Below are 14,392 nucleotides of genomic sequence, written 5' to 3'. Positions count from 1 at the left end.
TGCCTCGCCGTTTTGTTTATATATAGGCGCTAAACATCATTTGTTTTATTATCAGCTTATTACCCTATTTTATTTTACAAGTATTCTATTTTCTAACACTGTTAGTTTTTGTATTTTACTGAGTTTTACCAAACGATTTTAAACTTACTTTCGATGCGAATTTCACTCATTGCTGCCATGTCCGAAAACCGTGCTATCGGATTAAAAGGCCGACTTCCTTGGCCTCATTTACCCAATGACTGGGCTAATTTTTTTAAGGTTACGGAAGGTTGTCGAATGATTATGGGCCGAAAAAGTTATGATACACCCGACCGACTTTGGTCCAAAGCAGGGAATTTTGTCATTACTCGCCAAGCAGATTTCCCCCTTGATGAAGGCTTTGAAAGGGCTAGTAGTTTGGAAGAAGCACTGGAACTTTGCAAGGAAGATAAGGAAGTTTTTGTCATTGGTGGTGAAGAAATATTCCGTCAAGCTCTCCCGCTCGCCGACTGCATCCACCTCACTTTGGTACACGGCGTTTTTGAAGGAGATGCGTTTTTCCCTGCGTTCAATGAAACCGATTTCCATATAAAAAGTCGGCAAGAATTTCCTGCCGACTCGTCACATTTATATTCGTATGAATTTTTAGTTTACGAACGAAAGCATTAAGATTTTATCCGAATCAAATACCTCGGGCGAGTCTCGGTAGAGCGCATCGCTGGATTTAAAAAAGGTAAAGTTAAGCCCGTCACGTGAAAATTTTGGTACTGGTTTACTACCTCAAAAACGCTACCAGAAGCCTTGATCGACGTGTATCCTTGCTCATCTGTATAGACCAGTTTCGGCTGTTTTGAGGTCTCCGTTTTAAGGGCAGATGCCGTACGAATCACGGGAGTAATTCGGCTCGTGTAGTAGTCCAGCGCGCTGTGAAAAATGTTATATTCTCCCTCGGGTGCTAAGTCATAAATGACAAAATTTGGGAGTTCGGCTTTGTGTATTTTTGCCACTTCTTGCCCAACGACTGAGCCTGTTTGATAACGTAAAAGAGATGGATAAAAATGTCCATTCATCACCAAGTTGGCGGCGATGGCAGTGAGTAGTGGCGCAAAAACGAGCTGCGAAAATGCGGGGCGTTTTTTATTATACAGCTGAACAATCAGTACTGCCAACAGCCCAAAAACGATTATCAAAAAAATATTTTCGAGCGGGAAAGCCCAGGTTGACAAAATCAAAATGGCCAATCCCATAACGCAAGTTGTTACAATCAACCCAATTTTCACCCAACGAAATGCGCCAATGGAAGGGTGTTCGATAAGCTTGCTCAAGTACCGCGCCGTGATGACGGCACCCAACGGAAATACTACAAATGTATAATGCGGCAGTTGATATTGGGCAGTAGAAAGCGCCATAAAAGGCAACACAAAACCACCCAAAGAAATGGCTTCTTGTGAGGCGTCTAGGCGGAATTTATTGCGGATTATTTCTCGAATAAAATCAACCAGCCCTGGAATAAAAGCCAACACCCAAGGCAAAAAGCTCCAAAGGAAATTGTGCGATTGGAAAAATAAACCTGGGCTATTGTTCCATTCGTTCTCGCCCGTAATCCGCCCAAAGCTTTGTTCCCAAAAGAAAAAGTACAAGCCGTGTGAGCCATATTGACGTTGCAATCCAATGCAATACGGCACCAAAACGATGCCGACAATGAAGATTCCGATGAGCCAGCGAGGGTCAAAAATATTTTTCCATTGACGTTTTAGCGCAAAATCAACAAAAAAACCAGCCCCAACAACAATGACGCTGATGGGCCCTTTGGCCAACATTCCCAGTCCGACAAATACAAACGCACCGATAAAATGAGACCATTTTCGGTGTTTCAGGTATTCTGCCAATTGCCAAATCGCAACTGTCACGCAGTTGGTCAACAAAGTATCGCAACGAACGTCGTGGTTCATCAAAAAAAACGCCTGACAACTCCCCATGACCAAGGCGGCAATGTAGGCCGTTTGTTCTGAGTAATATATTTTGGTAAAACGGTAAATGGCATAAATTCCCAACAAGGTGGACAGAATAGGAACCAAACGATACGCAAAATTGGTCGCCCCAAAGATTTTGAGAATCATCGCTGTCACCCAAAAAAGCAACGGGGGTTTATCGAGGTAATAGTCTTTTTCTCGAAATTGTACTTCTAAAAATTCGTTATTATCGGCCATTTCGCGACCAATGGAGGCATATTGGGCGGCATCAATATCCATAATATCAACACCAAATGCTCCTACTAAATACACCACCAGCAACGCCGCAAATGGCAATAAACGATTGTAATTCATAATTTAGATTTGTGGGTTATTTTTGAACCATATAAGACATATAAGAGCATAGAAGGTTTTCTTATAATCCCTTATATGTCTTATGTGGTTTTTAAAATCATCACTTAAACGCCTGTATTCCAGTTATTTCATTTCCTAGAATCAACAAATGAATGTCATGCGTACCTTCGTAGGTAATGACCGACTCTAAGTTCATCATGTGGCGCATCATCGGAAAATCGCCCGTAATACCCATTCCGCCAAGCATTTGCCGAGACTCCCGTGCAATGTTTAAAGCCATTTCTACATTGTTACGTTTGGCCATCGAAATTTGGGCCGTTGTTGCTTTGCCTTGATTTTTCAATGTTCCCAATCGCCACGCCAATAATTGCGCTTTGGTGATTTCGGTAAGCATTTCGGCCAATTTTTTCTGCTGTAATTGAAACCCGCCAATGGGCTTTCCAAACTGAACCCGCTCAAGCGCGTAGAGACGCGCCGTTTCGTAACAATCCATGGCTGCCCCAATCGCTCCCCACGCAATTCCATAACGGGCATTATCCAAACAACCCAACGGCCCGCGCAGCCCATCGACGTTTGGCAAAATATTTTCTTTCGGAACTTTTACGTTATCAAACACCAACTCTCCCGTTGCACTCGCTCTCAACGACCATTTATTATGAATTTCGGGCGTAGTAAAACCTTCCATACCGCGTTCTACAATCAACCCTTGAATACGTCCTTGTTCATTTTTGGCCCATACCACCGCAATATCCGCTACGGGAGAATTGGTAATCCACATTTTTGACCCGTTGAGAATCACGTGATCGCCCGCCTCCGTAATACGGGTCAGCATTCCGCCAGGATTAGAACCATGGTTGGGTTCGGTCAAACCAAAACAGCCAATCATTTCACCCGATGCTAATTTGGGCAAATATTTTGTTCGCTGTTCTTCTGAGCCATAGGCATAAATCGGCCACATCACCAACGAGCTTTGAACTGAAACCGTCGAACGCATACCCGAATCGCAACGTTCAATTTCTTGGGTAATCAATCCATACGAAATATAGTCTAACCCTCCACCACCGTATTCAACAGGAATGGTTGGACCAAACGCACCAATTTCCGCAAAATTCTTAATCAAATGGGCGGGAAAAGTCCCTTTCTGCGCATACTCTTCGATGATAGGTTGCACGTCGCGCGCCATCATTTGGCGAACCGCATCACGGACAAGAATATGTTCTTCGGTCAATAAATCATCAATTTGATAAAAATCTGTGTAGCTTGTCGTTGTTGAGGAAGTAGTACTCATGATTTTTGGACAGGTGTTTAGCGTGACAAAATTAAGTTGCTTTGTTAATGAAGAATTGGCATCAAAAATACCACAAAATCAACCCAAAACCACAATGCGTCAAGGATAATCAAGCAACAAACGTCATTTATAGGTAGTGGGTTTGTAAGTTTTGGCGGAATTTTTCTACATTCCTTAAACCCAAATTCTAAAATACGCGTTAATAAATTGTAAATTTGATACACACTTGACACCTTGATTGCGTATGGAAACCTTACTGCTTATCTTACTTTTTATCCCGTATTTGGTGTTGCGGTACCATCTCACCGATCACGACACCCCCAGCGAAAAAGACAAAAAGCGGTTTTCAGAAGGTATCGAACTCTTTCAACGTCAAGAGTATAGCAAGGCATTTGATTTTTTTAACGAAGCGTTAAAGACCCACCGAAAATCGGCAGTAGCTTATGCCTACCGTGGCAAGTGCAATTTGAAAGAAGACAATTTGTATTCGGCCTTGTATGATTTTTCGGAGGCCATTAGTTTTGACAATACCCTCCCTGATGTTCACCTTGATCGAGGAATAACGCAGTTTAGACTGGGAGAATTCGATAATGCGTTTTTGTCTTTTGACAAAGCCGTATGGTTTTCAAGGGGAGAAGAGCCAGAGTCTCTGCGGTGGAGAGCCTTAGCTCGACTCAAATTACACCAACATTCACAAGCGGAGAAAGACCTCCAAAAAGCCGTCAAGCTTGGCGACGAAGATGCTGCATTTGTGCTCAGTAAACCACCCTTTCGACGAAGTATTAAAATATAACAACTTTTTATAAATCGACCTATGCTCGAAATTACCTCCGATAACAAATTAAAACGCCTCATCGTCGTAGGCGACCGCGTATTGATTCGTCCTAAAAATCCAGTCGATCAGACCCCGACAGGTTTGTATTTACCCCCAACCGTTACCGAAAAAGAACAAGTTCAAAGTGGCTATGTAATCAAAGTAGGCCCTGGCTATCCTATCCCAACGCCAACCGATGATGAGCCTTGGAAAGAAACTGAAGAAAAAGTAAAGTATATGCCGCTTCAAGCCCAAGAGGGTGATGTTGCCATTTACCTTCAGAGAAATGCGATTGATGTCGTTTTTAACAATGAGAAATACGTCATTGTCCCACAGGCATCTATTTTGATGCTCGAACGCATCGAAGATTTATTCACATAAAACATTGCGAGCTGCCTGCTTTTCACTCATTTTGAGAAGTAGGCAGCTATCCTTCCCCTTCTCCCTGCATCCATTTCATTTTATCGTAGGGAATTTCTTGCTCAATTTCCTTTCGAATTCGCTCAACCATTTCCTCTACCGACATTGATTGATCAAACTCAATGGGTGCTTTGAAACGAACGGTCAAAGTCGTATTACGTTTTTTAAAACGCAATCCTTTTTTATCAAAGGCACGTCGAAAACCATTGATAACCACTGGAATAACAATCGGGTTGTTTTCTAAAATCAAATGCGCCGTTCCTTTTCGGATGGGTGCATACGGGCTGGTTGTACCCTGAGGAAAACTCACTACCCAACCGTGCCCCAATGCTTGATACACTTTATCACCCGCTTTTGAGTCACGTTCTCTTTTTACGTTTTTCCCCTCTGCCCTCCACGAGCGCTCCACTGTCAGCGCTCCACCTAAACCAAACAGTTTGGGAACTATGCCCGCTTTCATGGTTTCACTCGCAGCCACATAATAACTTCTAGCCCGAGGTGCCAACAAATACAAAGGGGGAACAATGGTACTTTTAAAACCCCACTTTACGCTCGAAAAAATATGGTAAAACGAAATAACATCCGCAAAATACGTCTGGTGGTTCGACAGAAAAAGGACATTATTATCGGGAAGGTTTTCAAGGTGCTCAATGCCTTCAATCACCGTTTTGTTGACTACCGTAAATCGCCAATAGGTAAACCAGCCAATTCCTGAAATCAGTAATCGTTTAATAAACAACGAATTGCCAAAAGGGTCTTTTTCGAGAAACCCCAAAAAATCGAGCCACGAAAGCCATTTAGGCAAAAAACTATACCGAGAAATAGGTCGTTCGGAAGCCATATCGAATAAAAGTAAAAGGTCGCCAACAGCTATTACCCCATTGACGACTTTGTATTGTGCTAAGTTAGAAAAAATTAGGCTAACTCAGCCACGGGATTTTCCACTAAGAATTGATCCAGCAATTCGTTAAAACGTTCTGGATGTTCCATCATAGGGGCATGGCAACATTTATCGATGAAGTATAATTCCGATTTTGAAATGAGTCGATTAAACTCGTGTGCTACGTGCGGCGGCGTGATGGTATCATTCAGTCCCCATACGAGCAAGGTCGGCACCTGAATTTTGTGTAAATCTTTGGCCACATTGTTACGCTGTGCTGATTTGGCAATTCCGACAATGCTCATGCACTTAGGAATGCTGGATGTCGTTTCAAACACTTCATCAATCAATTCTTTCGTCGCTACCTTGGGGTCATAGAAAGTATAAGCCACGCGCTCCGAAATGTATTCGTAACTTCCCCGCTTAGGATACGAACCTCCCATCCCATTCTCAAACAGCCCCGAACTACCTGTCAACACCAAACGCTTTACTTGGTCTTGGTGGGTAAGCGTATATAAAATAGCAATATGACCACCGAGTGAATTTCCAATCAGGGTCATGTCTGTCAATTTTTGAGAAGCCACAAATCCTTCCGTAAAAGTTACCAGTGCTTCCAAACCTGCTTCGCGCGGGCTCATTTCATAAATGGGGAGCATCGGGATAATAATACGGTAGTTTTTGCTAAAATGAGTGATTACCCCATCCCAGTTACTCAATGCACCAAAAAGACCGTGCAACAGCAATAGCACATCTCCTTGGCCTTCATCAATGTAGCGATAACCGTCGGATTCTTTAATCAAGTAGCTCATAATCAAAGGATAAGATTCGTTTTTATGGGATAAATCAAAGGAAAAATAAAAATAATTGGCTGACTTTTGGACGTCTATAACGCAAATATAGAATAATTCTTTTCAATGTTTTTATACTATTTTCAGAAACAAGGAATAGTACCACACTTTCTATCCGAAAGTCAAAATAGTCAACTGTTTGTAAATAAAGCCTTTACTACAATTTATCTTACGGTATGCAAACATAACAAAATTGCACTTTTTTGATTCACCTTTTGCATTTTAATTTTTCATTTTTTAAAACAAAAAAAGTGACTGAGGAAATTCAGTCACTTTTTTTGTTCGATGTCAACGACCTTTATTTCGTTTCTGTCAACAAATTCTTTTGTTTCAAAATACGCTCAAATAATTTTAAGTCGTGTTCAGAATTAAAGGCTGACGTTGGGAAATGCAAAAACTGCCCGCGAGACATGACCAAGATATAGGCTTCTTTGTCTTTGTACGCGCTCTGAATTTGGTCCCATTGCATCACACCACCTTCTTTGGTGTTAATTTTCACCAAAATTTGGCGACTATCAATTTCATAGAAATACTTTTCAAACAATTGTTTATATTGTTCTAACTGAGTAACCCCTGTAAATTGAACCCACCAAAAACCGACGTAAAGTGCTGCCCCAAGAACAATAACGATGTACGCCCAAATGTTGGGATACACACCCGTGATTCCCAAAATGGCATTCACTAACAAAAGACCCAATGGAAGGAGTACCCACATCTTTTGTTGTTCCCACGTTTGGCGCAATGCGATACGTACGTACTCTTTTTTGTCCAGTGCAAACTTTTTCGTCTTCACCGACAATGGTGAAGTAGGCATTTGATACATTGGCTGGTGCTTATTAACCGGAACTTTTGCCATATTTGAAGAATAATTCGATTGATATTTTAAAGACTCGCAAAATTAGAAAATAAAATGAAACGGCTAACTTTTTTGCTCTGCCTAAATGTACTGTTTGCGTCGGCGCAAACCACAAAAGATTCATTAGCACTTGCCAATGCTCCTTGGAAAACAGAAACCCTCGCCAAAGGTGTGATTTGGAAATACGCTCATTTTCAGCAAAAAGAGTTGTTTGAAGCCAACCAAAGTGTCAATATAGTCGAAGTTTCTCGAAAGGCTCGGAAGTTTGTTTGGGAGATTATTACTGCGGATTCGTTGAACAAACGAGATAAAAAAAGAGGACAATTGCGAAAAACAAGTCAACTTGCCCAAGAAAATGACGCTTTTCTGGCCATCAACGGAGGTTTTTTTGACGTTAAAAACGGTGGTTCGGTCGATTTTATCAAAATAAATGGCCAAACTCCCGATACAACCCGTGCTTTAAAAGGGTCAAAAGCTGCTTTTCATGGTCAGGCAGGAATTGCCGTTGACAAAAAAAATTTTCAAATTTTACGGGGGGAACCTTTGGTGGGTTGGGAATATCTTCTACCTTATAATAATATAATGCTGTCGGGGCCCTTATTGCGGTGGGAAAACAAAGACGAAGTTTTACCAAAAAATGCTTTCAACGACAACCGCCACCCTCGTTCGTGTGTGTGTACAACCAAATCGGGCAAAACACTCCTGATTACCGTCGATGGTCGATCAGCCGAATCCTATGGCATGAATTTATCAGAACTTACTTTTTTGACTCGCCAGCTTGGCTGCTCATCCGCCCTCAACCTCGACGGCGGTGGCTCAACCACTTTATGGCTCAAAGAAAAAGGGGTAGTAAACTACCCCAGCGATAACAAAAAATTTGACCATGAAGGTGAGCGTTCCGTAAGCAACGCCCTTATTTTGAAATTATTGACGCGCAAAAACAAATAAGTCAGCAAAAACCCATTTGCCACCTTCTTGTTTTCCCCGCTGAATGACCAGTTGATTAGGGGTTCTAAGTTCATAAATAATCCGAACGGCTCCATCCGACTTTTCAAACAAAGCTTGGTACTTTTTAGCCTCGATAAAACGGTAGCGATCCGAAATCTCTTTTTCTTCCATTGCGACTAAACCTGGTTTAAAATGTTTTACCAAAACGATAGGCCCTTGTTCCGTTTGCTCAAAAACCAACATTTCGTACATCGTTACTTTGTTGTCTTTCATCATCCGCATGAAGCCCGTTAGGTTGTCGCCCGCAGGTGCGGCCCAAAATGCTTCAATTGGGCCTCCGTTAAACGTACCCAACCAATGACCTTTCATAAAGGCAACATCCGACAAAGCGCCAGATTGGGCCTGGGTACCAAAACTTAAAAGTCCCAAAAATAAAACGTACAAAACGGCTCGCAAAGAAGTAAAAAATCGCATAAAATGTTATTTAGAATGTATGTGTATTGCCCTTATAAGGCAGCAGGTTTAAAAAAATACTTTCAGAACATCGGTTGAAAATGAAAACATACTTTTTTCTATTTCTTACCTTATTGGCACAGGGGCTTTGGGCACAAACGCAGAAAGCAACGGAAGTGACTCGTTTTCAGGTCAAAGAAGCCAAGCAAGGAGTCGCCGTTGATGCGACCTTTTTTTACGTCATCAACAATACCTCCATTTCAAAACACACTAAAACCGACGGGAAAACAGTAAAAACGTGGAGTGACTCCACGGGAATTCTCAAACACCTCAACAGTGGGTTGATTATTGGTAATCGGCTGTATTGTGCCCACTCCAATTACCCCAACAAACCCATGAGTAGTTCTATTGAGGTATTTGACAAAAATACGCTGGCGCATATCGACTCTCACAGTTTTGGCTTTTTTCCTGGCTCGGCTACTTGGATTGATTTTCACGAAGGGCATTGGTGGGTGGCTTTTGCCAACTATTCTGATAAAAATTCTGACGGGGGCCGCGACAATCGCTGGACGACTCTCGTTAAGTTTACTCCCCAGTGGCAGCAAGTTGCGTCGTGGGGTTTTCCCGAATTTCTCTTACAGTCATTTGCTCCCAAAAGTACATCGGGAGGAACGTGGGGGCCTGATGGGAAATTGTATTGCACTGGCCACGATAAACCAGAGCTTTATGTACTCCAACTTCCCGAAAGAGGTTCTACGCTTGTGTATCTTCAAACGATTTCGACACCCAGTGAAGGACAGGGCTTCGCCATTGACCGAACCTACAAAAAAGAAGTTGTCGTTTGGGGAATTACCCGAAACGACAACTTTGTCATTCAATCACGTATCAAGTAGCTTCTTACCTCTGGTTTTGAGAAACCAGAGGCACTTTCAGATTTTTTTAGAGTTGCGTTTGCTCAGGTTTTGAGAAACCTGAGTCACGGCAATAGCAATGAAGAATCGCCATAGCTTAAAAAGCGATAGTCGTTCGCAAGAGCTTCGTCGTAAATTGTTCGCCAGTTCGGCCCGACAAAAGCGGCAACAAGCAACATTAACGTTGACTTGGGCTGATGGTAGTTCGTAATCAACCCTTTGCATAGTTTGAAGGTATAACTTGGGAAAATCATAATTTCGGTTTCTCCAATTACCTCATTCAATTCATGGTGCTCCATGTACGCCAAAATTGTCTGCAAAGATTCTTCCGCCGAAGGCAATGAAGTATAGACCTGATAAGGCGTCAATTTTTCAATAAAAAATCCATTCTGAACTTTGGTCTTGTTTTGCCAAAGTTTTACCCCAAACCAATACAGACTTTCAAGGGAACGCATCGAGGTAGTCCCAACGGCAACGATTCCTTCTAAGTGGACGAGAAGATTTTCAATAAACGCTCGTCGATAAACCACTTGTTCGGCGTGCATAGTGTGCTCTATGGCATTGGCTACTTTTACGGGTTGAAAAGTTCCCGCCCCTACGTGTAGCGTCACAAAATCATGCGTTATTCCTGCATTGGCTAAATTTTCAAAAACCTGCTCGGTAAAATGCAGTCCAGCCGTGGGTGCTGCTACTGCTCCTTCAATTTTTGAATAAACCGTTTGATACGTTTCGAGGTCTTGCGCTTCCGTTTTTCGGTTCAAATACGGTGGCAAAGGAATTTCCCCCAAAGCACGAATTATTTCAACAAACGTAAGTTCGATTGGTTCGGGCTGTGAATCGGCAACTTGCCAGCGAAAATTCACCCAGTTTTTATCCATGTCTGCCCAATCGGCAAAAACGGTAACGGTAAGCTGATTAATCAACAAATTACACTGAAGCGTCTCATGGGCTTTCCATCTTTTTTTATTTCCCACCATGCAACTCCAAACCGCGTGGGTGGTTTGCTGCATGGCCTCATTGATGACCCTAGTGGGGGCTTCGGGGTGTAATAAGAATACTTCAATCAGCGCTCCTGTCGGTTTGGTAAAAAACACCCGTGCAGGAATGACCTTTGTATTGTTAAAGACCAAAAAGCTTTGCGATGGCAAATAGTTGACTACATCCGTAAATTGTCGGTGTAAGATTTCACCTTTTCGATACACCATTAGTTTGGACGAATCTCGTGGCTCAACGGGATACCGCGCAATTTTTTCATCGGGCAAATCGTACTCGTAGTCGGCTAGAAGAATTTCGGGCAACGTCATTAATCATTCGAGCTTGGTTTCATCATAAGGCGAATCGGCAACGCCACTACAATCGCCAGAAGGAATCCAACGATTAGGTATAACAATCCATTAAAATCGGCGATTTTAAATTTGAATTCATTGTTTACGGTCGCCAACGCAAAAATTGTCAGTGCAATCGACGTATTTATCATGGCCACCAAACTATATATCCAATTCTGAATATGCTCGTTCAACTCTTCGCGGTGTTCGGCCCAAAGTGGTTGATTTGGAATCGGCAGCACGTTTGAAGGCAATTTTAGCAATGCCCGACCAACCGACAGAAGCAAAACGTTGTTGGTTAAAATCAAACCTACCAAAATATAAAATATATCAGATTTGAGCATGAACTCGTCTGCTTGGCCAAGGGCATTAAAATGCACTCCCACTTCTTGCCCAAACAAACTATAACTATACATTGAAGCAACAAATACAGTTATCATTGAAAATACCCGCCAAACGCGAATAGCAAAAGTTGTAATTTTCATATTTCACTCAGTGAGACACCATTTAAACTATCAAGGGTCAAAAGTTATTAGTTTCGGTTAATTTCCTACACTAATAACTCTTAACCCTTTAAACATGTTTTTAAAAGAATCAAGTGGTGGCGATTTCAATTTCCTCGCCATCTTTATCATAAAACTTAAACTCAGTAATCGGCAGCGAGCTATCTTTTAAGAGTTTAACCCATGATTTATATTTAAAGAACCATTTGAGTCGGGGCGACGGGAATCCCGCCGTAAAGTACGCGTGCAAGTACGGGTGAAGGGCTACCGACACCTTTCTTTCGTTTTGTTTGGTCAACAAATATTCGAGGTTGTTTTCGATAATATCCGAAATCAAAATACTAGGTTGAATGGTTCCTGCGCCATTACAAGTTGGACAAACTTCCCGCGTGACGATGTTCAATTCTGGGCGAACCCGTTGACGCGTAATTTGCATTAATCCAAATTTCGTAAGTGGCAAGAGCGTGAACTTAGAACGGTCAGCCTTCATTTCGGCTTTCATCACGTCGTACAGTTCTTTTTTATGCTCTGGCTTACGCATATCAATAAAATCCACCACAATAATACCGCCCATATCGCGAAGGCGAAGCTGACGGGCTATTTCTTTGGCGGCTTCAGTATTGGTATGAAGCGCAGTATCTTCCTGACTTTCCTCGTTGTTGGACTTGTTACCGCTGTTGACATCAATTACATGGAGCGCTTCTGTGTGTTCTACAATGAGATAACCTCCACCAGGAAGGCTCACTGAGCGTCCAAACAATGACTTAATCTGCTTTTCAAGACCTACTTGTTCAAATAATTTGCTTTTGCCCGAATAAAGTTTTACAATTTTTTCTTTATCGGGAGCAATCGTATGAATAAAGTCCCTGATGTCGTCGTACATCTCTTTGGTATCAACCGTGATGCTATCAAACGTATCGTTGAGCATGTCACGCATGATAGAAGACGCACGGTTCATTTCGCCAATGATACGGTCGCGTGGTTTGGCCTCACTCAAGGCTTTCATTCCTTGCTCCCACTTTCTAATGGAGTTTTGAATGTCTTTATCCAACTCCTCAACGTCTTTATTGGCAGCCACAGTACGGACAATAATGCCGAAATTGGCTGGTTTGACCGAAGTCATTAACTTATGCAGACGTGTTCGTTCGGTCTTATCCGTAATTTTTTTGGAAATATTGACCGAATTAGAAAAGGGAACTAGCACTGCGTACCGTCCTGCGATAGAAATATCGCACGAAAGTCGGGGTCCTTTGGTAGAAATAGGCTCTTTGACAACCTGCACCAAAATGGGCTGGTTTTTTCCGAGTACTTTATCGATTTTGCCGAGCTTATCAATCTCTGGCTCCATCTTAAAGTTATTCAACTTTCCCGATGTGAGGCGTTTAGCAATCACATCTTTGGTCAGTTTATTTAATGATTGGACGTTAGGGCCTAAGTCGTGGTAATGCAGAAAGGCATCTTTTTCGTATCCAATGTCAACAAAAGCAGCGTTCAAGCCAGTCACGAGTTTTCGGACGGTACCTAAATAAATATCACCAACCGTAAAACTACTTTCCGACTCCTCTACTTGGTACTCAACGAGTCGCTTCTCCTGCAAGAGAGCGATGCGGGTACCTTTTTGTGAGGCACTAATGACTAATTCGCTACTCAATGTTATGTAAGGATAGAGGGTGAAAACCAATCCGCGTGAAATCGCGAATGGTTAAAAACTAACTACAAAGTCCGACACATAATCGAAGATGTATATAAAACCCCAAAACCAAGGTAAAAAAGTACCTTGGTTTTGGAGTCAGAAATTATTTCTTCTTGTGACGATTCTTTCTTAGGCGCTTTTTGCGTTTGTGCGTAGCGATCTTATGTCTTTTTCTTTTTTTTCCGCAAGGCATAATCGTAAATGTTTTAAATGTTATTGAAAAATTGAATGATTCTGTTGTAAGGCTTTTATCGTAAATAGCTAACAACCACTACTTTAGCTCTTTTTCTAGTTCAGCAATTGCTGCCTGAATGGTCGGGTCTTTTTCTTTTTCCTTTACGATTAAAAGTTCTTCTAACGCTTCTTTGTTTTTGCCTGTCTGTGCCAACGACACTCCCATGTAGAAACGTGCCTTCATATTTTCAGGACGCACTTTCAACAGTTGGCGAAAACGCTCTACTGCTTTTTCATACTGGTTTGAACGCATTGACAACAATCCCAAATTAAACAACGCAACTTCGTTGGTCGGGTCGGCAGCCAAAACTTCTCTGAGCATCATGATTCCTTGCATCGGTGTTTCGGTCGATACATAGGTCATAGCCAAGTTCGCTTTGACATTTAGCAAATTTGGATTTTTATCGAGGGCTTTTTGGTACCACTCGCGGGCTTTCGCCCCCAATTTTGCCAATTTTTGGTTGTCAACAGCAAACCCAAACGCATCGTAATAACGGTCACCTGCTCGCAACAAATTGGCTTCGGTGGGCACTAAAAGAGCCACATTTTCGGCGTATTTGGCTGCACTATCAAACTTTCTAATCTGAGAATAAAAGTCTGATAATTGAAGTGCCGCAGTCGATTTTGCTTTTGAATCTGCTGTTGAGGTATATTGTTGAAGTAACTTATTGACAGTGCTTTGTTGCTCAGATGTCAAAGGTGCACTATGTTCTGTCGGACTCGAAGCACGCTCTTTAGGCGCTTCAGTCTCGTTTGTTTTAGTGCTTTCTTTCCCCTCAACCAACTTACGCTCCTTGGTATTTACCACAACTTTTGGAAGACTATAGAGCCCGCCAGTGAGCACAGTAGCAAACACAATTACTAATAAGATGGAGCGATTCATTGCACGTTACCTTTAAATCTTTCAACAATA

The 14,392-nt window shown here is 42.1% G+C and carries 15 protein-coding genes; 5 read left to right on the top strand and 10 right to left on the bottom strand.

What is annotated here, in order from left to right; genetic code table 11:
• The first annotated feature begins 153 nt into the window (after positions 1-153).
• On the top strand, positions 154-648 hold the full coding sequence (locus FHS57_RS09410; RefSeq protein WP_183972842.1) for a dihydrofolate reductase: 495 nt from the start codon (positions 154-156) through the stop codon (positions 646-648).
• On the opposite strand, the gene FHS57_RS09405 is transcribed toward FHS57_RS09410, so the two are convergent.
• On the bottom strand, positions 645-2,306 hold the full coding sequence (locus FHS57_RS09405; RefSeq protein WP_183972840.1) for an ArnT family glycosyltransferase: 1,662 nt from the start codon (positions 2,304-2,306) through the stop codon (positions 645-647). The two genes, FHS57_RS09410 and FHS57_RS09405, sit on opposite strands and share 4 nt — an antisense overlap.
• Positions 2,307-2,406: 100 nt before the next feature.
• Positions 2,407-3,594, bottom strand: coding sequence for an acyl-CoA dehydrogenase family protein (locus tag FHS57_RS09400; RefSeq protein ID WP_183972838.1), 1,188 nt, complete (start codon positions 3,592-3,594; stop codon positions 2,407-2,409).
• 244 nt (positions 3,595-3,838) lie between these two features.
• Between FHS57_RS09400 and FHS57_RS09395 the strand changes: the two genes are divergently transcribed.
• Positions 3,839-4,387: a tetratricopeptide repeat protein gene (locus tag FHS57_RS09395; protein ID WP_183972836.1), complete on the top strand. Its 549-nt coding sequence runs from the start codon at positions 3,839-3,841 to the stop codon at positions 4,385-4,387.
• A 21-nt stretch (positions 4,388-4,408) separates the two neighbouring features.
• Positions 4,409-4,789 carry a co-chaperone GroES gene (locus FHS57_RS09390; RefSeq protein ID WP_122930567.1) on the top strand — a complete coding sequence of 127 codons (381 nt, stop codon included), beginning with the start codon at positions 4,409-4,411 and terminating at the stop codon, positions 4,787-4,789.
• Positions 4,790-4,835: 46 nt separating this feature from the next.
• On the opposite strand, the gene FHS57_RS09385 is transcribed toward FHS57_RS09390, so the two are convergent.
• The 3 genes from FHS57_RS09385 to FHS57_RS09375 form a co-directional block, all read right to left on the bottom strand.
• The gene (locus FHS57_RS09385; protein ID WP_183972834.1) at positions 4,836-5,669 is read right to left on the bottom strand and encodes a lysophospholipid acyltransferase family protein; all 834 of its coding nucleotides are present in this window, start codon (positions 5,667-5,669) and stop codon (positions 4,836-4,838) included.
• Positions 5,670-5,743: 74 nt separating this feature from the next.
• Complete coding sequence (locus FHS57_RS09380) at positions 5,744-6,517, bottom strand: alpha/beta fold hydrolase (protein ID WP_028525539.1); 774 nt, start codon at positions 6,515-6,517, stop codon at positions 5,744-5,746.
• 337 nt (positions 6,518-6,854) lie between these two features.
• On the bottom strand, positions 6,855-7,412 hold the full coding sequence (locus FHS57_RS09375) for a YcxB family protein (RefSeq protein ID WP_183972832.1): 558 nt from the start codon (positions 7,410-7,412) through the stop codon (positions 6,855-6,857).
• Between the two features lie 54 nt (positions 7,413-7,466).
• Between FHS57_RS09375 and FHS57_RS09370 the strand changes: the two genes are divergently transcribed.
• Positions 7,467-8,360 carry a phosphodiester glycosidase family protein gene (locus FHS57_RS09370; RefSeq protein ID WP_183972830.1) on the top strand — a complete coding sequence of 298 codons (894 nt, stop codon included), beginning with the start codon at positions 7,467-7,469 and terminating at the stop codon, positions 8,358-8,360.
• Here the strand turns inward: FHS57_RS09370 and FHS57_RS09365 are convergent.
• A complete protein-coding gene (locus tag FHS57_RS09365; protein ID WP_221225582.1) occupies positions 8,337-8,834 on the bottom strand; it encodes a DUF6265 family protein in 498 nt (165 codons plus the stop codon). The two genes, FHS57_RS09370 and FHS57_RS09365, sit on opposite strands and share 24 nt — an antisense overlap.
• 80 nt (positions 8,835-8,914) lie before the next feature.
• Here FHS57_RS09365 and FHS57_RS09360 point away from each other — a divergent pair, with 80 nt between their 5' ends.
• Entirely contained in the window at positions 8,915-9,706 is a 792-nt protein-coding gene (locus FHS57_RS09360; RefSeq protein ID WP_183972828.1) for a hypothetical protein, read from the top strand.
• Between the two features lie 83 nt (positions 9,707-9,789).
• Here the strand turns inward: FHS57_RS09360 and FHS57_RS09355 are convergent, their stop codons facing one another.
• The 4 genes from FHS57_RS09355 to FHS57_RS09340 form a co-directional block, all read right to left on the bottom strand.
• Complete coding sequence (locus FHS57_RS09355) at positions 9,790-11,028, bottom strand: S-adenosylmethionine:tRNA ribosyltransferase-isomerase (protein WP_183972826.1); 1,239 nt, start codon at positions 11,026-11,028, stop codon at positions 9,790-9,792.
• Complete coding sequence (locus FHS57_RS09350; RefSeq protein ID WP_221225581.1) at positions 11,028-11,534, bottom strand: hypothetical protein; 507 nt, start codon at positions 11,532-11,534, stop codon at positions 11,028-11,030. The genes FHS57_RS09355 and FHS57_RS09350 overlap by 1 nt, the downstream gene beginning before the upstream one ends.
• Positions 11,535-11,643: 109 nt before the next feature.
• Positions 11,644-13,203 carry an Rne/Rng family ribonuclease gene (locus FHS57_RS09345; protein ID WP_028525546.1) on the bottom strand — a complete coding sequence of 520 codons (1,560 nt, stop codon included), beginning with the start codon at positions 13,201-13,203 and terminating at the stop codon, positions 11,644-11,646.
• Positions 13,204-13,516: 313 nt separating this feature from the next.
• A complete protein-coding gene (locus FHS57_RS09340; RefSeq protein WP_183972822.1) occupies positions 13,517-14,362 on the bottom strand; it encodes a tetratricopeptide repeat protein in 846 nt (281 codons plus the stop codon).
• Between the last annotated feature and the right edge of the window lie 30 nt (positions 14,363-14,392).

Origin of the sequence: Runella defluvii (assembly GCF_014195535.1) — a bacterium.
Lineage (GTDB): Bacteria > Bacteroidota > Bacteroidia > Cytophagales > Spirosomataceae > Runella > Runella defluvii.
The sequence above is the reverse complement of the archived record's forward strand: the minus strand, read 5'-3'. Positions and strand labels throughout refer to the sequence as shown.